The 20,702-nt window shown below is 68.3% G+C and carries 19 protein-coding genes and 7 tRNA genes; 5 read left to right on the top strand and 21 right to left on the bottom strand.

Annotation, left to right across the window (positions count from 1 at the left end; genetic code table 11):
* Nucleotides 1-263: 263 nt before the first annotated feature.
* Complete coding sequence (locus tag VNJ48_RS14815; protein WP_325603404.1) at nucleotides 264-974, bottom strand: TetR/AcrR family transcriptional regulator; 711 nt, start codon at nucleotides 972-974, stop codon at nucleotides 264-266.
* A 136-nt stretch (nucleotides 975-1,110) separates the two neighbouring features.
* On the opposite strand from VNJ48_RS14815, the gene VNJ48_RS14810 reads away from it, so the two are divergent.
* On the top strand, nucleotides 1,111-3,357 hold the full coding sequence (locus VNJ48_RS14810) for an MMPL family transporter (RefSeq protein ID WP_325603403.1): 2,247 nt from the start codon (nucleotides 1,111-1,113) through the stop codon (nucleotides 3,355-3,357).
* Here VNJ48_RS14810 and VNJ48_RS14805 read toward each other — a convergent pair.
* From VNJ48_RS14805 to VNJ48_RS14725, 17 genes are all read right to left on the bottom strand, one after another.
* Complete coding sequence (locus tag VNJ48_RS14805; protein WP_325603401.1) at nucleotides 3,354-3,545, bottom strand: ferredoxin; 192 nt, start codon at nucleotides 3,543-3,545, stop codon at nucleotides 3,354-3,356. The two genes, VNJ48_RS14810 and VNJ48_RS14805, sit on opposite strands and share 4 nt — an antisense overlap.
* 28 nt (nucleotides 3,546-3,573) lie before the next feature.
* A complete protein-coding gene (locus VNJ48_RS14800; RefSeq protein ID WP_325603400.1) occupies nucleotides 3,574-4,767 on the bottom strand; it encodes an NAD(P)/FAD-dependent oxidoreductase in 1,194 nt (397 codons plus the stop codon).
* A 174-nt stretch (nucleotides 4,768-4,941) separates the two neighbouring features.
* Nucleotides 4,942-6,750: a PKD domain-containing protein gene (locus VNJ48_RS14795; protein ID WP_325603398.1), complete on the bottom strand. Its 1,809-nt coding sequence runs from the start codon at nucleotides 6,748-6,750 to the stop codon at nucleotides 4,942-4,944.
* A 102-nt stretch (nucleotides 6,751-6,852) separates the two neighbouring features.
* A complete protein-coding gene (locus VNJ48_RS14790; RefSeq protein WP_325603396.1) occupies nucleotides 6,853-7,899 on the bottom strand; it encodes a calcium-binding protein in 1,047 nt (348 codons plus the stop codon).
* Between the two features lie 160 nt (nucleotides 7,900-8,059).
* Nucleotides 8,060-8,509: a hypothetical protein gene (locus VNJ48_RS14785; RefSeq protein WP_325603394.1), complete on the bottom strand. Its 450-nt coding sequence runs from the start codon at nucleotides 8,507-8,509 to the stop codon at nucleotides 8,060-8,062.
* A gap of 41 nt (nucleotides 8,510-8,550) precedes the next feature.
* A complete protein-coding gene (locus VNJ48_RS14780; protein WP_325603392.1) occupies nucleotides 8,551-8,778 on the bottom strand; it encodes a hypothetical protein in 228 nt (75 codons plus the stop codon).
* Nucleotides 8,779-8,881: 103 nt separating this feature from the next.
* Nucleotides 8,882-9,292 (bottom strand): hypothetical protein, encoded by a 411-nt coding sequence (locus VNJ48_RS14775; RefSeq protein ID WP_325603390.1) that lies wholly within the window; start codon nucleotides 9,290-9,292, stop codon nucleotides 8,882-8,884.
* 183 nt (nucleotides 9,293-9,475) lie between these two features.
* Nucleotides 9,476-9,760, bottom strand: coding sequence for a hypothetical protein (locus VNJ48_RS14770; RefSeq protein ID WP_325603388.1), 285 nt, complete (start codon nucleotides 9,758-9,760; stop codon nucleotides 9,476-9,478).
* Between the two features lie 4 nt (nucleotides 9,761-9,764).
* Nucleotides 9,765-11,360, bottom strand: a complete 1,596-nt coding sequence (locus VNJ48_RS14765) for a TROVE domain-containing protein (protein WP_325603386.1) — start codon at nucleotides 11,358-11,360, stop codon at nucleotides 9,765-9,767.
* 380 nt (nucleotides 11,361-11,740) lie between these two features.
* Nucleotides 11,741-11,812, bottom strand: a tRNA-Cys gene (locus VNJ48_RS14760).
* 30 nt (nucleotides 11,813-11,842) lie between these two features.
* On the bottom strand, nucleotides 11,843-12,304 hold the full coding sequence (locus VNJ48_RS14755) for an HNH endonuclease (protein WP_325603384.1): 462 nt from the start codon (nucleotides 12,302-12,304) through the stop codon (nucleotides 11,843-11,845).
* A gap of 53 nt (nucleotides 12,305-12,357) precedes the next feature.
* Nucleotides 12,358-12,429, bottom strand: a tRNA-Arg gene (locus VNJ48_RS14750).
* Between the two features lie 83 nt (nucleotides 12,430-12,512).
* Nucleotides 12,513-12,585, bottom strand: a tRNA-Lys gene (locus VNJ48_RS14745).
* An 80-nt stretch (nucleotides 12,586-12,665) separates the two neighbouring features.
* Nucleotides 12,666-12,738: transfer RNA gene (locus tag VNJ48_RS14740), tRNA-Asn, on the bottom strand.
* 9 nt (nucleotides 12,739-12,747) lie between these two features.
* A tRNA-Phe gene (locus VNJ48_RS14735) sits at nucleotides 12,748-12,822 on the bottom strand.
* Nucleotides 12,823-12,831: 9 nt separating this feature from the next.
* Nucleotides 12,832-12,909: transfer RNA gene (locus VNJ48_RS14730), tRNA-Ile, on the bottom strand.
* Between the two features lie 2 nt (nucleotides 12,910-12,911).
* Nucleotides 12,912-12,995 (bottom strand) — tRNA-Tyr (locus tag VNJ48_RS14725).
* Nucleotides 12,996-13,833: 838 nt separating this feature from the next.
* On the opposite strand from VNJ48_RS14725, the gene VNJ48_RS14720 reads away from it, so the two are divergent.
* Both VNJ48_RS14720 and VNJ48_RS14715 read left to right on the top strand, forming a co-directional pair.
* The gene (locus VNJ48_RS14720) at nucleotides 13,834-14,640 is read left to right on the top strand and encodes a hypothetical protein (protein WP_325603382.1); all 807 of its coding nucleotides are present in this window, start codon (nucleotides 13,834-13,836) and stop codon (nucleotides 14,638-14,640) included.
* Nucleotides 14,637-15,116, top strand: a complete 480-nt coding sequence (locus tag VNJ48_RS14715) for a class F sortase (RefSeq protein ID WP_325603380.1) — start codon at nucleotides 14,637-14,639, stop codon at nucleotides 15,114-15,116. Before VNJ48_RS14720 ends, VNJ48_RS14715 begins: the two co-directional genes overlap by 4 nt.
* Here the strand turns inward: VNJ48_RS14715 and VNJ48_RS14710 are convergent.
* Nucleotides 15,113-16,168 (bottom strand): low specificity L-threonine aldolase, encoded by a 1,056-nt coding sequence (locus tag VNJ48_RS14710; RefSeq protein WP_325603378.1) that lies wholly within the window; start codon nucleotides 16,166-16,168, stop codon nucleotides 15,113-15,115. The two genes, VNJ48_RS14715 and VNJ48_RS14710, sit on opposite strands and share 4 nt — an antisense overlap.
* Before the next feature lie 40 nt (nucleotides 16,169-16,208).
* On the opposite strand from VNJ48_RS14710, the gene msrB reads away from it, so the two are divergent.
* Complete coding sequence (gene msrB, locus VNJ48_RS14705; protein ID WP_325603376.1) at nucleotides 16,209-16,658, top strand: peptide-methionine (R)-S-oxide reductase MsrB; 450 nt, start codon at nucleotides 16,209-16,211, stop codon at nucleotides 16,656-16,658.
* Here msrB and VNJ48_RS14700 read toward each other — a convergent pair.
* Together VNJ48_RS14700 and VNJ48_RS14695 are read right to left on the bottom strand one after the other, a co-directional pair.
* On the bottom strand, nucleotides 16,655-17,548 hold the full coding sequence (locus tag VNJ48_RS14700; RefSeq protein ID WP_325603374.1) for an NAD(P)-dependent oxidoreductase: 894 nt from the start codon (nucleotides 17,546-17,548) through the stop codon (nucleotides 16,655-16,657). The two genes, msrB and VNJ48_RS14700, sit on opposite strands and share 4 nt — an antisense overlap.
* Nucleotides 17,549-17,586: 38 nt before the next feature.
* Nucleotides 17,587-19,374: a hypothetical protein gene (locus tag VNJ48_RS14695; RefSeq protein ID WP_325603372.1), complete on the bottom strand. Its 1,788-nt coding sequence runs from the start codon at nucleotides 19,372-19,374 to the stop codon at nucleotides 17,587-17,589.
* 104 nt (nucleotides 19,375-19,478) lie between these two features.
* Between VNJ48_RS14695 and VNJ48_RS14690 the strand changes: the two genes are divergently transcribed.
* On the top strand, nucleotides 19,479-20,702 hold the full coding sequence (locus VNJ48_RS14690) for a hypothetical protein (RefSeq protein ID WP_325603370.1): 1,224 nt from the start codon (nucleotides 19,479-19,481) through the stop codon (nucleotides 20,700-20,702).

The following is a 20,702-nucleotide window of genomic DNA, read 5'->3' as shown; positions in this document are numbered from 1 at the left end:
CTTCGGCTTGGACTCGACCAACGGTGAACCAATCTTCACCGTTTCAACGGGAGCGTTCGTTCCTGCGAGAGCAGCGGTCGACATACCGCTTGCAACGAGACACACGGCGAGCAACAAGCCCAGCACGGAAACATGTTTCGGACGCACAGGAAATGCTCCTAGAGTCAAACGCGAAGGTGGGGCCGCCGAACCCTAGCCCGGGTCAGCTGAACGGGTGACAGTTTCGGCATACCGCCTACAGCCGGGTCAATGCCGCTCCACGATCAGTCGATCGGGATCCCCGCCGCCAGGGCGGCTGAGCGCAGGGTGCTGACGAACAACGCTTCGCGGGCCTCGTCGCTCATCCAGTGGAACTGGCCATAGGCGTCGAGGCAGGTGAATCCGTGCAGGGTCGCCCAAGCCTGCATCATGGCCTGGAAGCTCTCGGGCGGCACCAGGCCGCCGAGCTCGGGGTGCTTCTCGGCGGCGCAGGCGGCCATCTCGTCGGAGACGTCGCGGACGAGCGGCTCCCGGAGCACGCCCAGCTCTGCGGCGCGGATGAAGAGCAGCGACAGCTGCCCCATCGCGTCCTTGGCGGCATCCGTGGTCGGCCCGTCCTCCGGGGCGACGTAACCGGGCACGGGCATCCCCAGGATCAGGGCGAACTGCTCGGACTCGCGGCGCGCCCAGTTGCGGTACGCCGTCCCGACCGCGATCCACCTGCCCCCGATGTCGTCGGGATCGCACTGCTCGCGGGCCTCGGCGACCTCGCGACCCAGCTCGCGGTAGGCCTCGGCGATCAGCTCGGTCAGCAGCTCGTCACGGTCGGCGAAGTAGCGGTACAGCGCCGGCGGGGTCATCCCCATTTCCTTGGCGATGTCGGTGAACCGGACGTCGACGGTGCCCTGCTTGCGCATCAGCCCGCGAGCGACGTCCTTGATCTCCTCCACGGTGGCCGCGCGCTGACGCTCGCGGCGAGTCGGGGCGACGGTCACGGTGGTCTCCTCCCCGAGAGGGACTAGGTGGGCGGAACTGGAACGCGTTATGCATCTTCACACAGGTAATGCCACTTGACAAGTGATCTCCCATAGTGTTCGTTATGAGGCATCACGCCTCCGAAGGAGCATCACGATGACCACCTTGTCCCCCGAGCGCCCGCTCGCCCCCACCCGTCCGCCCGCGCGGGTCGGCCCGCTCGGCCGACTCGCTCGAGTCACCTTCCGCCACCGCGGCAAGACCGTGCTCGCCTGGCTGGCCGCGCTGGCCATCGCCGTCGTGCTCTCGATGTCGATGGGCGGTGACTTCAAGGCCGACTACTCCGCCCCTGGCTCCGACTCCAAGGAGGCGCAGACCCTCCTCGAGGACCGGTTCCCGTCCCAGGCGGGTGCAACGGTCGACGTCGTCGTGCGTGCCGACGGCGGCGTACAGAACCAACAACAGGCGGTCCAGGACCTGCTCGCCGAGCTCGGCTCGGTCGCTCACGTCGAGGCGGCTTCCGATCCCTTCCAGTCCCCGGGCAGCATCAGCCAGGACGGCACGACGCTGGTGGCACAGCTGCGCCTCGACGTGGAGAACCCCGTCGACATGCCGCACGCCGCCAGCGAGCAGCTGCTCGAGATCGCCGACGACGCCTCGAGCGCCGACTTCGAGGTCGGCCTGGGCGGGGAGAGCATCGTGCAGGCCGAGCAGGGCGAGATCGGCTCCGAGGGCGTCGGCATCATCGCAGCAGCGATCATCCTGCTGATCATGTTCGGCTCGGTCGTCGCGGCCGGGCTCCCGATCCTCGTGGCGGTCGCCGGACTCGCCGTGAGCAGCACGCTCACCACCGTCGTCATCTCCTTCGTCGACGCGCCCGACTGGTCGACCTCACTCGCCACGATGATGGGGATCGGCATCGGCATCGACTACGCGCTGCTCATGGTCACCCGCTTCCGCGAGTGGCGGGCTGCCGGCCTCGACCCCGAGGCCGCCACGGTCGCGACCCTCGACACCGCGGGCCGCTCGGTGATGGTCGCCGGCACCACCGTGGTCATCAGCATGCTCGGCCTCTTCGCCATGGGCCTGTCGTTCATGCGCGGCGCGGCCGTCGTGACCATCCTCAGCGTGCTGGTGGTGATGCTCGCCAGCGTGACCCTGTTCCCCGCCCTCCTGGGTTACCTCGGCAAGCACGTCGACCGGCTGCGCCTGCCGATCGGCCGCGGACACACCGTCGTCGTCGCCGAAGGCGGTCACGTCGAGCCGTCGCGGGCCTGGATGAGCTGGAGCCGTCTCGTCGACCGCCACCGCATCGTGGCTGCGCTCGTCGGAGTGGCCGTCCTGCTGGCGCTCGCACTGCCGTTCCTCGACGTCCGCTTCGGCTTCCCCGACGCCGGCAACAACCGCGAGGAGACCAGCAGCCGCCAGGCCTACGACACGATGGCTGACGGTTTCGGCCCCGGCATGAACGGCCCGCTCGTCCTCGTGGCCGAGGTCCCGGACGGTACGGCGACCAGTGCCCTCGACCAGATCTCGGCCGCCGTCGCCGCGACCGAGGGAGTGGCCGGCGTCGCGCCGGCGAGCCTCAACCCCGAGGGCGACACGGCCGTCATCACCGTGATCCCCACGACGGGACCCCAGGACGCCGAGACCGTCGACCTGGTCAACACCTTGCGCGACGAGACCCTGCCCGGCGCGACCGACGGCACGGACGTGACCGTCCATGTCGGCGGCGTCACGGCCACCTCGATCGACAGCTCCGACAACATCGCCAAGCGACTCCCGCTGCTGATCGGTGGCGTGGTGCTGCTGTCGATGCTGCTCCTGGTGGCGTCGTTCCGCTCGATCGCGGTCGCAGTGAAGGCGGCCGTGATGAACCTGCTGTCGGTTGCTGCGGCGTACGGCGTCGTGGCACTCGTCCTCCAGGGCGGCTGGGCCGGTCAGCTCATCGGCATCGACACCCCCACACCGCTGCCGGCGTTCGTGCCGGTGCTGATGTTCGCGGTGCTCTTCGGGCTGTCGATGGACTACGAGGTCTTCCTCGTCAGCCGGATGCGCGAGGTCTGGCTGCGCACCCGCAGCAACGAGCAGGCCATCCTCGGCGGCCTGGCCAGCACCGGCCGGGTGATCACTGCCGCGGCGGCGATCATGGTGGCGGTGTTCGCGGCCTTCGTCCCCTCACCCGACGTGGTCCTGAAGATGATCGGAGTGGGCATGGCTGCCGCGATCTTCATCGACGCGACGGTGGTGCGCCTGCTGCTCGTCCCGGCGGTGATGCACCTGCTCGGCAACGCCAACTGGTGGATGCCCGCCTGGCTCGGCCGGCTCCTTCCCGAGCTGCACGTGGAGGGGCACCCGGAGGACCACCTGCCGGTGAGGGAAGCGGCAACAGCCAGCGTCTAGTCCTGCAGGCTCAGGGCGCTCACGGGGCAGGCGTCGACGGCGGCTCGCAGCTCCTGGGGGTCCACCCCAGCGGGACTGGGGTCGAGCACGACGACCTGCCCCTCGTCCTGGACCTCGAAGACGTCGGGGGCCATCGCCTCACACATGCCGAGACCTTCGCACTTGTTGAGATCGGCTGAGACCTTCATGAGGGCACTCCTTCATAGGTTGACAAAATTACGCGTGCGCGAACTCGAGGGCCTCATCCCATGCGGCCCGCCTGCTGATGAGAGCTCGGTACTTCATGATCCTTCCCGGGCGGTTGAGCGAGAGCGCACCGACGAGCCGGTCGTCCAGCCGGTAGAGGGCGATCCAGCTGTCGGCGTCCGGGTCGCCGAGGAGCCGCACCTCGTCGGCGTCACCGATGCCGACCATCTGCAGCCTCTGGGAGTACCAGTCGGACCAGAAGTACGGGACCGTCTCGAACGGCTTCGCCGAGTCAGGCTCGAGGGCGTTGCGTGCCGCGAAGGCGCCCTGCTCGGCGGCTGAGGTCCAGTGCTCGAGTCGCATGCGCCGTTCGAACAGCGGGTTGTGCCAGCGGGCGACATCGCCGGCGGCGTAGACGTTCGGAGCACTGGTGCGCAGCGTCTCGTCACAGACGATGCCGTCATCGAGGTCGAGTCCGGAGTCCTCCAGCCAGCCGGTGGCGGGTGCGGCTCCGATGCCGACCACGACGAGGTCGGCCTCGAGGGACGTGTTGTCGGAGAGCACCACCCGCTGGACCCGACCGGCTCCCTCCAGGGCACTCACGCCCACACCGCAGAGAAGCCGCGTGTCATGTCGTGCGTGGAGGCGGGCGCACACCTGCGCCATCTCGCTTCCGACGGCGTGGACCAAGGGGGTGTCGGCGGCCTCCACGATCGTGACATCGACGCCTCGCTTGCGAGCGGCGGAGGCGACCTCCGATCCGATGAAGCCACCGCCGACGACGACCGTGCGCGCACCGGCGTCCAGGGCTTCCCGGATCCGTCGGGCGTCATCCACGGTCCTCAACGTGTGCACACCAGGCAGCGCCTCACCCGGCAGCGCCCGCGCATGTGCTCCCGTCGCGATGATGAGACTGCTGTACGGCAGGCTCTCCTCACCGACGACGATCGCGCACGCCTCGATGTCCAAGCGGGTGGCCAGTTGACCGAGCCGCAGGTCGACGTCGAGCTCGTGGATCTCGTCCTCGGAGCGGAAGGTGGACTCGGCGGGCCTGTCATGTCCGGCATCCAGGAAGGCCTTGGACAGCGGCGGTCGGTCGTAGGGCAGGTGCTCCTCAGCTCCGACCAGAGTCAGCGGGCCGGCGTAGCCCGCCCTGCGGCACCCCTCCACTGCCCGGAGCCCGGCCAGGGACGCACCTACGACGACGATCGGAACGTTCTTCATGAGTTCCTCCTGTCGGCGCGCAGCGCACCTCGTGTGATCCGACCGTCGAACGCGACCTTTTACACGAGTGTATCAAGTGTAAAGTGAGCCTCTCCTTCGTCGGCTGACCGCCGGTGTCGTGTGGCGGTCTTGCAGTGACCTCGCATGGGCAAACCAAACCGATGCCGGAAGGCCTCAGCGTCGAACGACGAGGAGCGCTTCTTCGCGGTCCTTGCCCAGCGCATTCCGCGCCGACACCTTGACCGCGTAGCGACCGCGCGCAACGTCTGGCAACGGCACCGCGGAGGTGCCCGCACGTCGCGCGAAGACCACTGATTCGACGACCCTTCGAGTGCGGCGGTCTACGACGCGCAGCTCCACGCTCGCCGGCGCAGAGAGCCGGATGCGGGCTGAGGCCCGGGTAAGGCGAAGCCGCTCGATCGCGGGTCGCCGGTCGGCGACCACAGCGTTCAGTGTCGTGGTCGTGGTGTTGCCCACGCTGTCCGTCGCGCGGACCCGTACGCCGTACACGCCCGGACGCTTGTAGCGGTGGGTGGCGCGGGTCCCGTGCGACCGGGTGCCGTCGGCGAAGGTCCACTGCACGCTGGCAACGTCCGACCAGGCATCGCGGGCCTTCACTGCGTACTGGAGTCTGGCCCCGGGGAGCCCGATGGTGTCCACAACGGGCGTGATCACCGGTCCGACCCCGTCGAAAGCACGGGAGCGCAGTGCGGGAGCAGCGCCCCCACCCCGCCACACCACCAGGGCGTTGCCGTCCCGATCCACCGCGAGATCTCCGGGTGACGCGGCCTCGGAGTCGTCGGTGATACGGGTCGGAGCCGCCCACCGAGCATCCTGTGATGCAGTCGAGACCCACAACCCTCCTGCCGACGTCGGGTCCGTGGACGCGGTCCACAGTACGGCGCTTGTCTGCCCTGACCCGAAGCCGACCTGGGCACCGGAGGCATGGGTCGCCGGGTCCGAGACGGTCGCGATCGTCCACCGGCCATCAGACCCGCGTCGCCCGGCCTGGACCACCCTGGGTGCACCCGGGGGATTCACCGTCCAAGCCGCTACGGCATCGCCGTTAGCGTCCACGCCGAGGTCGACCTCCCAGGCGGAAAAGCCAGGCGCAGTGAGGTCCTGAGCCGTCGTCCAAGCCCCACCCGCACTCCTGCTCGCCGACTGGATCCCGGGCAGATTGTCCCGGAAACCCGACGCCATCCACACCACAACCGCTTCGCCCGAGGGGGAGACAGCGACCGAGGGGCTCAGGGAGTCCGGTCGGGTGGACAACTGTTCGGGCTTCGACCACTGGCCGCGAGCCGTCCCGGACGCCGTGACCACATCATCGCCCTGCTGCCACACTGCGACAGCAGCACCGTCGTCCGCGACTCCGACACGGGCGCCGGCCGCGCCGGCACCGCTCAAGGTAGTCGTCTTCCAGGTTTCGCCGACCACCCCGACGGCGACCTGGGCCACGCTGGTGCTCATGGGGCTGCCGTCGTTGCGCGTCCACGCGACGGCCACCGCCCCGTGCGGGGACACGGCGACCTGGGGCTGGAACGCGTGCTGCCCGTCCGCCGACAAGGTCTGGCGCTCAGTCCAGGCGCCGCCCACGAGGGTGGCCGTGCGGATGACGCTCGCAGTGGCGGTCCACTCCCGCCACACGGCGACCGCGCGGCCGGATCCGTCAACAGCTACCTGGGGCTCGATCGCGTTGGAACCCTCAGAGATGCGCCTGGCCGTGCTCCAATCTCCGCCGGCGGGCCGCGTCGACGCCACGACTGACCAGACGCCGTCCCACTGAGCCGACCAGACAACCACCGCGTTGCCGTCGGCATCGAGGACCAGGTCGGACTCGTTGAGCTGCCCCTCCCAGACCGTCGTGACACTGGAGAGCCACGACGGTTCCGCATGGCTCGCGCCGGGGACACCGAACGTAGCGGTCAGCACGATCAGCGCGGCGGAAGCCGCAACGGGCAGGCGTGGGATGCAGCGCAAGGGAACCTCCGTGTGTTGGGACGGATCGCGGCCGTGCGGAAACACGCAATGCTAGAGCCGCGAGGCGGGCTGAGAGACGGTGTTGGGAAGACTTCCGGTCAGTCAGACCTCGCAGGTCCGTTCGGTCTCGGCCGTGCAGGAGTCTCGACCGGCGTTTCCGTCCGCGGTGTCGCGGTCACTGCTGCCGAGCAGCGTGTCGTTGCCACTGTTGCCGCGCAGCACGTCCCTGCCGTCGTTCCCCTTCAGATAGTCGTCACCACTGCCACCGAGCAGGACATCCGAGGCGTCTCGGCCGAGGATGCGGTCATTCCCGGCGTTGCCTTCAATCCGGTCCGGTCCGGACCGGCCGTAGATGATGTCCTTCCCACGTCCACCGGACATGCGGGTACGGCGGTCGGACGTTTCGCACCTCGGCCGCGAGTCGTCGGCACCGGAGGGGTGCATGACGAACAGCCTGTCGTTGCCGACCTCACCGTCGATGCGGAGGTCACACCCCGAGGCTTCCAGGTAGTTGCTTTCAGAGTTGCCTCCTACAACGGCGCGATGGGCGTAGAGGCTGGCCTTGTCGAAGCCGGCGAGCTCTGCGGCCATGACGCCCTCGAAGACGACCGGCCCATCCAGGTCAAGCCCAATGTCAAAAGCCGCGCCTCGCAGGGTGAACTTTTCCCGTTCAGGGCCAGTCCCAGCGTCGTAGTGCCCGCGCACGCCCGTCGATGTGCTGACGACGGTGACGTCCACTTCGTCGTACCCGAACCCGGTGGAGACCTCATCGTCGAGACCGTCGGCGTACACGAAGTCCACCGCATCACCGCCGACGTAGCGGTCGCGCCCTGAGCCCAACCTTGCAACGCTGCCATCGGGTCCTCGCTGGGAGGCGTCAATGACGTCGTCACCTTCCCCGGCGTCTGTCTCGAATGACGATGGACCGGAGTTGTAGGTCAGGCAGATCAGGTCGTTGCCCGCGTCGGCACTGACCACCTTCGATGCGCCGGACACGATGACGTCGTCACCAGGCGTGCCGACGACCGCAGGTCCTGAACCAACGATCGTGGCCGGGCGGCCCTGACAGGTCTCGACCTTCGCTACGGCGGTCGCCGGTGGGGTCAGCAGCACCCCTGTGACGAGCGCGGTGAAGGTGAGTGCGGTCATCCGATGGAACATGGTTCCCCCTAGTAGGGCTGCTTGCCGACGATTGGAAGCAGCATGGGGACAGTACGTCCCACGCGACAGCCTCTTCTGGGACGCGAGGGGCTCGGCATTGGTTGTTGGCGCACCACGAGCACCCGACCTGGCGATGGTCGCCAGGATCTCAACCGTGGCCTGTCGGTGTCTGCGCGGGATAGTCGACGTGACGCGGCTCCAGGTATGCGAAGCCGACGCGGATCCCCGCAGGCAGCATGCCCGCAAGGACGAGGAACGCGGTGATGTCCACATCCATGACGGACAGCATCCCCAGCCACGGAACCGACAGGAGTAGGCACAACAGGAGCGCCACGTGTGGTCGGGGGCAAGCAGTGCCTCGAAGAGCCGCGAACGTCGCCGCCAGTCCGGCGACGTAAGCGATGGGCAAGACCAGGAGAGTTCCGAGAACGAGCCCCACGAAGAGATTTCCCGCTTGCTCCACGGTCCCCCCGGAGGTTCCAGGGGAGGAGATGGCGACCAGCGAGGGTGCTAGAAGCCAGATCGCCAGCATCGCGGCGCCCGGGCCGGAAGCGCCTACGGCCAACCCGGCGAGTGCCGTGCGCGAGAACTTCTCCATCACGCCATCGTGGCAGCGCAGGCCTCTGTTCGCACGTGCGGTCATGCGGATCTGCGGTCGCGTCTCCGGACGAGCCTCACGACGATCTCGGCAGCGATGCACAGCACAACCGCACCGGCCACTGCTGCCATGACGAAGAGCCAAAGGAAGAGGTCGTAGGCACTGGGCTCAGTGGCTGCTGGGTCTACCTCCTCAGTGCTGACGAACCACGAGCCGGCGGCGAGTCCGGCTGTCAGCACCACTGCTATGTAGATCCACGGTCGACGCATAAGCACAAGGTAGGCGATGCTGGAAAGGGCAAGACATGTACCTGCGGACCCAGACGAACAGCGCGATTGGGACGAACTGACCTATCGGCGGACAGGAGAGAACTCAGTCGCTCTGCAGTCGCACGACCGCTGGCGCGTGATCCACCCGCTCCGCGTGGCTGATCCCGAACTGAGCGAACAGGCTGCTCGTACGGTGACCCCTGAGGCACTCGGTGGGAACGACAAGCCGAATTCGGCTGCGGCCCCATCGGCCACGTACGCCGTCACAGGCCCGCTCAGTAGCGTCGAAGTGGTCGAAGTACAGCAACGCTGTCTGCGCCGGACGCCCCCGTGTCTTGATGATCCTGACGATGTAACCGGCCTCGAAGATCTCGAAGCGAGAAATGCTCAGGGATGCTGAGCCCATCCGTTGCAGGTCCGGCACACGCGCAACTACCGCAACCTCCTCGTTGGCATGGGAGTAGCGCGCGCTGTCGATGTCAATGCCGCGCGGAGCGTCCCCGGTCTCGTCCACACGCACGACGGTCTCCGCTGCGGCTACGCCGGATGACAGGCACAGCCCCAAGACGAGCGCACTGGCTGCCGTTCGACTGAACCTCATCGCTTGCTCCTCCGTTTGTTCGGTCGAACTCGCAGATCCACGACTCACTGGGCAGCTCGCTACGAAACCACGCACCATGCCTCGGCACAAGACACATCAGCGGTTGCGTCTGACGATCAGGGCTATCAGCTCGCGGCTACACCCCAATACAGCCGCCAGTGCTCCGTAGCTCCACCGCTGGCGATCGTCGGCGCGCAGCTGGTGGATGATGCGGTCGCGGTCGGCGCGGTACTGCGCCGCGACCCGGTCGGCCTCCAAAGCCTTCGCATGGAGCTCTTTGGCGCGAGCGGCCCGAGGGTCTGAGATCCCTTGCGCCGCTCGACGCCTCGGTGCGGCACCGGTCTCGGTGCCGCCCCGGGCGCGACCCCGGACTTCGCTCAAGGGGTCAGAGCCCACGCGCGAACTCGGTGATCAGCGAAGGCACGGCCGCGTCGAACCCGACCACGTCGAGCATGCCGGGGTCGGCGGGATCGGCGATGCTGAACTCGGTGGCGGTCAGGCCCACCACGATCAGCTTGGCGTTGATCCCCGATCGACGGCGGTAGTCGGCCAGAGCCTGGTGCGGATGGATGTTGCCTGCCCACGTCTCGTTGTCGGTGTAGACCACGAACGTGTCCACCTCGAGACCCTTCTCGGTCGCGTGCACCATGGGAAGCGCGCAGTCGGTGCCCGACATCGGCATGGCGTCGACCACCTTCAGCGCGTCGTCCAGCCGCTGGCGCGGGGAGATCGCGAGTGGCTGAAGCGCCGTGTCGTGCCAGCCCCGACCGCCCCGCGTGGTGAAGCCGACTGCGGTCGCGAAGGGCTCCGTGGCCAGCTGCACGAGAGCGAGTGCCGCTGACGCCTCGCGGGCGGTGATCGGCATTCCCGAGATGGGTACGCCCATCGACCCGGACACGTCGACCGCCAGCAAGGTGCGCTTGCCAGACGGTTCGACCGCACCGAACGCCGTGTAGAACGCGGCGTCGAGCGCATCGGTGACCTTCCGTGCAGGCGTCCACTCGCCTGCACCGCGAGCCGATCGACCCGCGGCATACGTCCGCTGAGCGACCAGGACGTTGACCGGGTGGATCCGGCCTGCGCGCAGGCGGTCCGCGTCGGTCAGCTGGGCCACGACTTCGTCCGTCCGGCCGCCGAGGTCAGGCAGCACGCCGAGCCGGGTGAGTCGGGGCAGCTGACGCATCAGCGCGGTCTGCGGCACGCCCACGTCGAGCAGCGCGTCCCACACGCCCACCTCGCCGAGCGCAGCGTCGGGAAGCATCTCCCACGACAGACGGTGCTCTCGCACGAGCGCCGACCAGGCCTCTACGTCAGTCGCCTCCTGAGCACGGATGAAGCCCTCGATGAGCGCCGGAGTGTGCTCGCCGACCGAACCGCGGACGATCCAGTCGAAGACGTCCCGAACCTCGGGCACCGTGGTCTCCGGGTGCGCCAGTCGCAGGAGGTCACGGTGCGACCAGCCTTCGCGCTGGCGATACTTCACGACCTGGTAGGCGAGCTCACCGGCCTCCCGCGAGGTGTACCAGGAGCCGACGGCCCGGCGCAGACCGCGGCCCCACCCGCGGAACTGCTCGACGTAGGCCGCGAACAGGAACAGGTGCGTGCCCGTGCGCGCGACCTTGGGCAGGGCAGCCAGCGCAAGCGCCGAGGACTCCGGGTAGGACGCGGCCAGGGCCAGCGCGAACAGCGTGGGGTTCTGCTTGGGCGCAGCGCCCGACAGCGACACCTCGACGATGGTCGAGACCAGGGTCTCCGGATCTTCCTGCGCCATCCGGGTGACGACCGCGGCGTTGTCGCGGGCGAGGTCGCGCGGAGCGGCGTAGTAGCTGCCCCCGTCGACCCCGAGCACCAGGAAGCGGCGCAGGCGAGTCGCGTCGTCGATGGTGAACGCATAGCCGCCAGCCGAGTTGAGGTGCTGCCGCTCATCGGCTCGCTCGGATTGCGGCGTACGGCGAATGCCGAGCGTGCGCAGGACGTCCATCTTCATTCTCCTTCGAAGTCGACGAGGCGGTGGCGGGCGTGTTGTGCGTACCGGACAGGCCCAGGCGTCAGCCCGGGTGACCCTCCTCCGAGGGTCTCCTTGACAGGGAGAGGTAACCGATTCGCTCCGGCCCGCCACCGCCGTCGTCGGCGGTGGCTCGTGAAGGTTCGGGTGGGCATGGTCGTGACCGCCGGGTCATGTGCTCTGCCATTGAGCTACCTCGCCGAGCGAGGACGGGATTCGAACCCGCAACAACAGGATCCGTTAACCGACGATCTCCGGCCCACCCGAACCATCACTGTTTTCTTGTTCCTCAGAGTGTAGGGGTCTACACACATGGCGTGCCACGGGTTTTCGGGGCTGACAGTGGACAGCAGCCGAGGCCCCTCCCGGACTCGAACCGGGGTACGCGGCGTTGCAAGCCGCTGCCTCAACCTCTCGGCCAAGGGGCCAACCGCCGGCCCAACGGCCGGCACCGCCTGTCAGCCGGCCGCCAGCTGCGCGCGGGTCGGCACGTACGGCTGGACGAGCAACTGCATGCGGGCTTCCTGTGGTGTCCGGGCGCCCTTGCGCAGGTTGCACGGCTCGCAGGCGGCGACGGTGTTCAGCCACGACCACGGGCCACCACGACTTGCTGGGAGCACGTGGTCGATCGTTGTGGCCCGTCGGCCGCAATAGGCGCACCGGTGTCGGTCGCGCTTCAGCACTCCCGTCCGGGTGTAGCCGGCCGGACGGTACATCCACTTCGCGGCGACGTAGCGCACCAGCCGGATGACCTGGGGCCACGGGTGCGGGCCGATCATCCGGTCGTTGTGACCCTCCTCCACGGTCGCCACCTCGCGGAAGAGCATGCGGACGGCCTGCTTGAACGACACCTTGCCGAGCGGCTCGTAGGAGGCGTTCAGGAGGATCACCGAGGACAGGGCCACGGTTGTGGTGTTCACCGCTGACACCTCCTTCCCAGGGTCTCGTCGAATGTGCGGTGGATCAGTCACAGCGCCCCCTCCAGGAATCGAACCCGGATCCCCGGTTCCGTAGACCGGCGCCTTCTCCGTTGGACCAAGGGGGCATGGCTGCTGGGGAGTCCCTTCGCGCCCGCGCGCCCGCACGCAGCCGGTGCGGTCCTCATCAGGCGACCCCGTGGGGCAGCGGTACACCGTCTCGGGCTCGAACCGAGGACCTTCGACTTAAGAGGACGCTGCTCTACCAACTGAGCCAACGGTGCGAGGTGGTTGCGAGGCCGCGAGTCGAACGCGGACCGACGGGCTTATGAGACCCATGGCGTCTCCCGACACCCGCATGGAGCTGCCCGACCAGGACTCGAACCTGGGACCGTCGCCTCAACAGGGCGCTGCTCTGCCAACTGAGCTATCGAGCATCGTGGAACTGGTGGGACTGCGAGGGATCGAACCTCGCCCTGCCGGGCTTCAACCGGCCGCGCCGCCTGCAACGCTTCAGCCCCATGTCGCATTGGTCGACCAGGGAGGATTTGAACCTCCGACTTCCTCGTTATCAGCGAGGCGCCCACACCGGACCGGGCTCCTGGTCGCGTGCGCCGGGCAGGACTCGAACCTGCAAGCCCGCGAGGGGACCTGGTCTACAGCCAGGCGGGCCAGCCAATTGCCCAACCGACGCATGTGCCGCAGCGTTGGCGTCCCCGACATCTCCGCCGTGGGTCGCTGCGACGACAGGAGTCCGCTCCCCGCGGTGCGGGTCCGGCTCCTGCCTGATGCTGTTCACTATCGAGTTCGCCCCCACTCCCCCAATTGCCGGGGTCTGAGTCGGGAGAGGTGTCCTACGGCCAGGTGAGGTGTTAGCCCGGTGCCACGTTGCTCGCTGGCCTCTCGGCCAGGTCGCGGGTCCGGTGCCCGTAGGGCCTTCCACGCTGATGTTGAGTTGTGCAAGAAATGCAGAAGGGCCGCCCCCTGAGGTTGCGGGTCCTGGGTCGTGGTGACCTCATGGACTCCGCCTCAACTGGAGCGGCCCGGTACGTACCGGTGCGTTGCGGCACCTACACAGGCGGCTCCAGCTGGCCCATAGGGCGCTGAATCCTGAAATCGAAACAGGGCTCATATCCGTTGGTCGACGGGCGGTGGGCAGCATCCAGCGCCCGAACCGCATTGCGGCTCGCGACGGCGTGGATGAGGTGCTTGCCCATGTCCGATGTCCCTTCAGTACGTGCGTCGTTGGCCGAGCTTCTGGCTCGACCAAGAACGAGGGTAGGGGTCGTGGTGCCAACCGACCTAGGGGTTTTTCTCCGCCACGCTTCGCGACCTTCCACACTCCCCGGCAGCTTCCCGACAGCTGGTGGCCCTGGCGGCTCACTGGAGCGGCTCCCCGCCACCCCTAAAGGTGTATTGGCCCATGTTCACCTGCGGGCCGCCACAGGCGTACCTAGCGTCAGTGTGACCACGCCACAGGCAGCGCACCTGGCTGCGCCCACCCACCACACAATCGGACAAAGGACGGCCCCATGAAGATCAAGACGATGATTCCTCCGCTTCTCGCGGGACTGCTACTCGCCGGCGGTGTGGCGGTTCCCGCTCACGCCGACCACGACCCTGCGCATGATTCAGCGCGAGGCACGGTCAAGATCTCCGAGACTGAGGTCACCGACGCGACACCTTCCAACGAGGTGAAGGTGGGGTGCGACTTCAGCCTCGATTTCTTCGGGATGGCAGCCGGGACGGTGCCGATCCGGTTCGTGTTGATGCCCCCCAGCGGTGAGGGCCTCTTCGCGGAGCGGACCGCGGTGGTCCAGGAGGCCCAAGGGTCCGACCTCAGCGGCACCTTGGACGTCGACCTCACCCAGGACCTGAGCAAGATCGCTCCTGCCGTGGCTCAGGACTTTGACTACAAGCTGAAGGTGGAGGCCGTGGTCAAGACCACCAGCGGCGGGAACGAAGTCACCAAGAGCGCCGTGCTCTTCGTGATCTGTCCGGCAGCAAGAGCAGCAGCGGAAGCAGCAGCAGCCCAAGCGGCAGCAGAAGCGGCAGCAGAAGCAGCGGTGGCGGTCAGGGCTGACGTCAGGAAGATCGACAAGTGCGGTCGCGCCGGTGACATGTTCTTCGCGAAGCGGGTCGAGGGAGTGCGATACCTGGTCAAGGGCGAGACCATCCGTAAGGGCACCTGGCTGAAGGCGATGACGCGGACCGTCAAGGTCCGAGCCGTGGCTGCCAGCGTGGACTACAGGGTGGTGGGCCAGGACACGTGGGTCCTGCGGTTCACGAACAGGTCCTGCGCGACTCCGCCGCAGGTGCTGCCCGCGACCGGAGCATGACCCGACGGCTAGCTCTGCTCGTGGCGTCCGTCGCTCTCCTGGCCTTCACCGGTCAGGGAGCGGCGGGCGCCGCCCCAGGGCGGTTGGACATCCCGAAGATCGGCGTACATGCCCAAGTCCTCGAGGTCGGGCTCACCGATAGCGGATCTCTGGCGATCGGTGACCGCCTTCGAGGAACGGTCTACACCTGGCGAAACGCTGACCCGCCGTGCGACCCGACAGGTACCACTGTCTATGCCGGCCACGCGTGGCGTGCCGGCAACGGCGTGGCGGACAGGTGGGGAAGCCTGCGGCGCGGAGATCGCATCCACGTCTCCGGCTGCACCTTCGAGGTCACGCGCAAGGAGCTCTGGTCCGCCAAGCGGTCGATGAAGCACCTCTTCACCGTCGGTGGACCCCCGCAGATCGTGCTCATCGGCTGCAAGACCAATGACTACAGCAGGCGGGTCGTGATCTTCGCCGAGAAGGTGCGCTAGCAGGTGAGCGCAGCAGCGATGGCTTCCGCGAACTCGTCGACGTCTTCCTCCTTCGTGTCGAAGGCGGTCATCCACCGCACCTCCCGGGCGGCTGCGTTCCAGTCGTAGAAGCGGAAGCGTTCGCGGAGCAGGTCGGCGACCCCGGGCGGCAGCACGGCGAACACGGCATTGGCCTGGGTCGCCTGGGTGAAGTCCAGTCCGGGCAGGTCACGCCCCTCGAGGTTGTCACGGAGGCGAGTGGCCATCGCGTTGGCGTGGGTGGCCGAGCGCACGTGGAGATCATCGGTGAGCAGCGCGATGAGCTGCGCAGACACGAACCGCATCTTTGAGGCGAGCTGCATGTTGAGCTTCCGCAGGAACAGCAGACCGTCCGATGCGGACGGGTCAAGGACGACGATCGCTTCGCCGTACAGGAGGCCGTTCTTGGTCCCGCCGAAGCTGACGATGTCGACGCCCGCCTCGGTGGTGAACTCTCCGAGTGTGAGCCCCAGCGCTGCAGCGGCGTTGCTGATGCGCGCGCCGTCCAGGTGGAGACGCATGCCCCTTGCGTGGACGTGGTCGGCGATCGCAGCGATCTCCTCGACCGAGTAGAGCGTGCCGAGCTCGGTGGTGTTGGTGATGCTCACAGCGAGTGGTTGGGCCCGGTGCTCGTCGCCCCAGCCCCACGCCTCCTGATCGATGAGGTCTGGCGTGAGCTTGCCATCAGGCGTGTCGACCGTGAGGAGCTTGAGGCCGCTGATCCGCTCAGGAGCACCGTTCTCGTCCGTGTGGACGTGAGCGGTCCTCGCCGTGATGACGGCGCCCCAGCGCGGCAGCATGCTGGTCAGGGCGGTCACGTTGGCACCGGTGCCGTTGAACACCGGGAACGTCTCGGTCGAGCTGCCGAAGTGCTCCTTCATGACCTCCTGGAGCCGCGCGGTGTACACGTCCTCGCCGTACGACACCTGGTGCCCGCCGTTGGCCTCGGCAATCGCCGCGAGGATCTCGGGGTGTGCACCCGCATAGTTGTCGGAGGCGAAACTGCGGTGGTCCGGGTCATGAAGGGGAGTCACCCTCCCCATCCTCTCAGGGCGCGGTCCCTAGGCTGGTCACATGTTCAAGCGGCGCGCACGGCCCGGTCCCCAGGAGGTGCGCACGGACGCCGAATGGCGCGAGAAGCTGGGACCGGATGCCTACCGCGTGCTCCGCCGGTCGGGCACAGAAGCGCCAGGGAGCAGTCCTTACACACACCCGTCACCCGACTCGGACGGCGTCTACCGATGCGCAGGCTGCGATGCCGAGCTGTTCCGCGCGGAGGATCAGTTCGACTCCGGGACGGGCTGGCCCAGCTTCTCGGACTCAGCGACTGGAGATGCTGTGCTCATCCGCACCGACTTCAAGATGCTGTTCCCGCGCCGCGAGGTCACCTGCGCCACCTGCGGCGGCCACCTGGGGCACGTCTTCAATGACGGTCCCGCGTCCACGGGTCAGCGCTGGTGCATCAATGGCGCCGCGCTCGCGCTCGACGAGACGCCCGACCCCACCGCAGGACCCAACCCCTAGCGAGGGTCGGCCAGCACGTCGCGCCAGGAGTGCCGGGGAGCAAACCCCACCAGCTCGCGCGCCTTGTCGATGGCGTAGAAGGTCTCGTCACGGCCCATGTCCCGACGGACGTCCACTCCCTCATAGAAGCGGGCCTGGATCGCCTGGGTCGTCGCAGCAACGGACATGTCCGCGTTGGCGACGTTGAAGACCTCGTAGCCCAACCCGTCGACCTCCAGGCAGCGCTGCACCATCTGACCCAGGTCGCGGACGTCGATGTAGGCGAAGATGTTGCGGCGGCGCAGCGACGGGTCGGCGAGGAAGGCAGGGAAGTTCTCGGCGTACTCGTGCGGCTCGATCACGTTGTTGATCCGCAAGCCGTAGACGTCTGCCCCGGTGCGGGCCTGGAACGACCGCGCGGTCACCTCGTTCGCCACCTTCGACATGGCGTAGGAGTCCTCGGGGACGGTCGGGTGGTCCTCGTCGACAGGCACGTAGAGCGGTCGCCGTTCCCCTTGGGCGAAGCAGACGGCGTACGTCGTCTCCGAGGAGGCGAACACGATCTTGCGCACGCCCAGACGGGTCGCGGCCTCAAGCACGTTGTAGGTGCTCAGGACGTTCGCGGCGTACGTCGCTGCGTCCGGCCTGAGAAGGATGGCCGGCACCGCGGCGAAGTGCACCACGGCGTCATAGGTCGGCTTCGCAGGAAGGTCCAGCTCGTCGAAGGTCGCGAGTCCTGCCAGCGCCGAGTACGTCTCCCCCGCGTCGGTGAGGTCGACGCGGAGGTCGGCAACCGCCGGGTGGCTGAGCGGGACGAGGTCGGCGTTGGTCACCTGGTGACCCTGCTCTGCGAGGTAGGGCGCGACGTGCTTGCCGGCCTTTCCGCTGCCGCCGGTGAAGAAGATGCGCATACCCATTCATACCGCGGGGTCTGAAACGCGCCGGAGGCTCAATCCTCGTCGTCGACCAGCTGCTGCCGGCGGCGGCGATAGAGGGCTGCAACCCCGAGCAGGAGCACTGAGGCACCCATGAGGCTGGCGTTGGTCACGGCCTCCGTGCCCGCCGGTGCCTGCGCGCCGATGCGGTTGGGCGTACCGGTCCAGCTCAGCACGTCGATGCCGCGGTTGATGTCGTCAGCAGCGATGAAGTAGGTCCGCGTGCCGTCGGGGTTGTCCTGGATCTTGAAGTGCTCCGCCGCCCAGACGTTGGTGTTGGGCAACGTGTACGACGCACGCTCGACGAACTGCAGGTGACCCTGGCCGTCGACGAAGTAGTCGACGATCTTGATGCCCTGGCTGTAGTAGGCCGCGATGAAGCGCTGCTCGTCGGGGAAGTGCTCGATCACGTGCACGTCGCAGAAGGTCTCGGCCGGGACGACCGCGTCGCTGATGTAGACCGCCTTCTTGCCTGCCGGGGTGGTCGCATACTCGATCGCCGCCGGGTTGCTGATGTCGAAGGCGTGCGCGCCACCGTTGCCGATCGGGTTCTCGATGCCGGGGGCACACGACGAGCCGGGCGGGACGACCCCACCGCCGCGCTCGTCGGTGACGAACATGAACCGACCGTCGTGGGAGGGGTCGGCCTCGTGCGAGACGGCGACACCCTCGTCGGAGCGAACGTTGACATTGGTGTTGCAGGTGCGGACGTCGGTGCCGGCCGGACCACAGTCACGGCCGGGGTGGTTGGTCGTGCCCAGGAAGCTCCAGCCGGAGAGCCGCTCCGTGCGGTCGAGGCCCATCTTGCTGCAGTCGGTCACCTTGGCGGTCGTACGCGTGCCATCGGTGACTGTGCAGGGCAGCGCCGTGCCGTTGACCCGACCGTTGGACCTCACGACGTTCGACACGTCGAGGATCACGGTGGCGTTGAGCGCCGCGCAGTAGAGGCGGGTGCCCTTGAAGGTGATGTCGTGGCACGTCGCTGAGCCGGGCTCGAGCTGTCCGGTGGTCTGGTCGCGCTGCTGGGTCCACTCCGGCTGCATCTGGATCCGGTAGACCTGCGGGCGGCACTCGGTGCGCCGGGTGCTCTGGGTCCACGAGGACTTGCCGAAGCACGACCGGATGTCCATCACGTCGATCCAGTTGCGGCCGTCGAAGTCGGAGGCGCTGCTGTAGATGATGTTCGGGTATCGCCCGTCGACGGTGTTGGTGTGCGAGAAGCCCGGGAACCGCACGAGGTGCACCTCCCGCGGCTTGGCCGCTGCGTCGGCGATCTTGCTCACGTCGACGATCTCGATGCCACCACCGCCGGTGTCGTGGCACCGACCGGAGGCGTCGGTCGTGTCCGTCAGCAGCGTGACGCCGTTGCTCTTGGTGACCTGGCTGTCGTGCTGGAGGCCGGTGACGCTGGTGTTGGAGGTCGCGCAGTGGCCGGACCCGTGGTCGGCGACCCAGCGAGGAGCCACGCGGCCGCCGTCGGTGAGCTTGATGATCCGCTGGCCGATGCTGCCGGCCTCGTCCTGACCGAGCGTGCCGAACGTGCCGTAGACGTCCGAGGTGCCCGCGGGGGTGAAGAACTCCAGGTCGGTGCCACCGCCGGTCAGGGCCGGGCTGGCAAGGCCGGGAAAGTTGGCGATGTGCTTCCACACGCCGTCACCGCGGGTGAGGCCGTCGACGACGGCACCCTGCGTCGGCGCGAGCGGCGTGCGCGGGTCGGTGTGGTCGGCGACCGCTGGCGCGGCGACGCCGACGAATCCCAGGGCCAGGACGCACATGGCGGCGGCGGAGATGGTACGACGCATGGGAGCTCCTCTCTCGGGTCGCACCGGTGCGGGTGGCCGGCAGCGACATGGGCTCAACGACCGAATGTGTGGCAGGTCACGGCCGACAAGCCTACGCTCGCCCGGTGCCGCTCACCATCCCCCTGACCAGCGCCGTCATGCCGGTCGCGCACGCCGAGACGTCCCACCCACACGTCGAGGTCCCGACCCTGCTGGTCCTCCTGGTCACCTTGTTCCTCGTGGTGGTCGTGGCTGTCGCAGTCCCCCTTCGCCGGTCGGGCACCGACGCCGACGCGCCACCGGCGGAGGAGACCGTGACGTCCTGGGCGGGCAGCTTGAGCGTTGCGCAGCGGGCGACCCGAGCCCTGTCGGTGCTCCTGCTGGTGACCGCGCTGGTGGCGGGCCGCATCGGCGTCGACGACGAGCTGGAGAACCTCGCTCCGGCGCTCACGGTCGGAGCAGGGTGGCCGCTGCTCCTGCTGGGGTGCCTGGTCGTGGGCGTGCTGTGGCGGTGGGTCGATCCGTGGGACGCCGTCGCGCGGGTGCTCGCACCCGGCGACCGCTCGCGTCCGCCGGGCCACGTGTGGCCGGCCGTTGCCCTCGCCCTGCCGTGGCTGTGGTTCCTCGGCGTCCATCCCCGGCCGTTCGACCCCCGCGCGGTCGGCGTCGCCCTGGCGGCGTACACGGTGGTGACCGTCGCCGGCTGCGTCGCCCTCGGTCGGGCGCGGTGGCTCGCCTCGGCCGAGCCGGTGGGGCTGCTGCTCAGCTGGGCGGGGCTGGTGCCCCGCCGGCTGATCGCCTGGGACCCCCCGCACGGTGCCGGCGCGCTGCTCGGTGGGGTGGTCGGAGGCCTCCTCGTGGGTGCCGTGCGCCGTACAGAGCTCTGGAGCGGGGTTGCCGTACGTCCGGACGCCCTCCTGTGGTCCACCGCGGCTCTCGTCCTCGGGTTCATCCTCGGTGCCGGCAGCGGGCACCTGGCGGCTCGGGTCGGCCCCGTGGAGCAGCGGGCCGCCGTGGTGCAGGCGCTCGTGCCGGTCGCGGTCGCCGTCGCGCTTGCAGTGGCGCTGGCGCGCAACCGGTTCTTCACCAGCGTCCAGCTGCTGCCCGGTCTGCTGGGCGACCCGCTGGGAGCTGGCTGGGACCTGCTCGGCTCGCCGACCGAGCGCCTCCAGGAAGCCCCGCTGGGCGCCGCGGGTCTGGTCGCGCTGCAGCTGGCGGTCGTGGTCGCCGGCCACCTCGTCGCCGCAGCCACGGCGCCGCGATCAGTCATCGGCGACGAGCGCCTTCCCACGATCCTCCTGTTGACGGTCTCGGCAACCGTGTCGATCGCGGTCCTGTCGCTGCACTGA

Source organism: Nocardioides sp., from assembly GCF_035576065.1.
Taxonomy (GTDB): Bacteria; Actinomycetota; Actinomycetes; order Propionibacteriales; family Nocardioidaceae; genus Nocardioides.
This window is presented reverse-complemented; position numbering and strand designations above follow the sequence as displayed.

Bases quoted from the DNA above. Each gene is read 5' to 3' on its own strand.
- VNJ48_RS14780 (WP_325603392.1), bottom strand. From the start codon at position 8,778: ATGCGTCGACCGTGGATCTACATAGCAGTGGTGCTGACAGCCGGACTC.
- VNJ48_RS14790 (WP_325603396.1), bottom strand. From the start codon at position 7,899: ATGACCGCACTCACCTTCACCGCGCTCGTCACAGGGGTGCTGCTGACC.
- VNJ48_RS14720 (WP_325603382.1), top strand. From the start codon at position 13,834: ATGAAGATCAAGACGATGATTCCTCCGCTTCTCGCGGGACTGCTACTC.
- VNJ48_RS14800 (WP_325603400.1), bottom strand. From the start codon at position 4,767: ATGAAGAACGTTCCGATCGTCGTCGTAGGTGCGTCCCTGGCCGGGCTC.
- VNJ48_RS14765 (WP_325603386.1), bottom strand. From the start codon at position 11,360: ATGGACGTCCTGCGCACGCTCGGCATTCGCCGTACGCCGCAATCCGAG.
- msrB (WP_325603376.1), top strand. From the start codon at position 16,209: ATGTTCAAGCGGCGCGCACGGCCCGGTCCCCAGGAGGTGCGCACGGAC.
- VNJ48_RS14805 (WP_325603401.1), bottom strand. From the start codon at position 3,545: ATGAAGGTCTCAGCCGATCTCAACAAGTGCGAAGGTCTCGGCATGTGT.
- VNJ48_RS14785 (WP_325603394.1), bottom strand. From the start codon at position 8,509: ATGGAGAAGTTCTCGCGCACGGCACTCGCCGGGTTGGCCGTAGGCGCT.
- VNJ48_RS14715 (WP_325603380.1), top strand. From the start codon at position 14,637: ATGACCCGACGGCTAGCTCTGCTCGTGGCGTCCGTCGCTCTCCTGGCC.
- VNJ48_RS14700 (WP_325603374.1), bottom strand. From the start codon at position 17,548: ATGCGCATCTTCTTCACCGGCGGCAGCGGAAAGGCCGGCAAGCACGTC.
- VNJ48_RS14695 (WP_325603372.1), bottom strand. From the start codon at position 19,374: ATGCGTCGTACCATCTCCGCCGCCGCCATGTGCGTCCTGGCCCTGGGA.
- VNJ48_RS14810 (WP_325603403.1), top strand. From the start codon at position 1,111: ATGACCACCTTGTCCCCCGAGCGCCCGCTCGCCCCCACCCGTCCGCCC.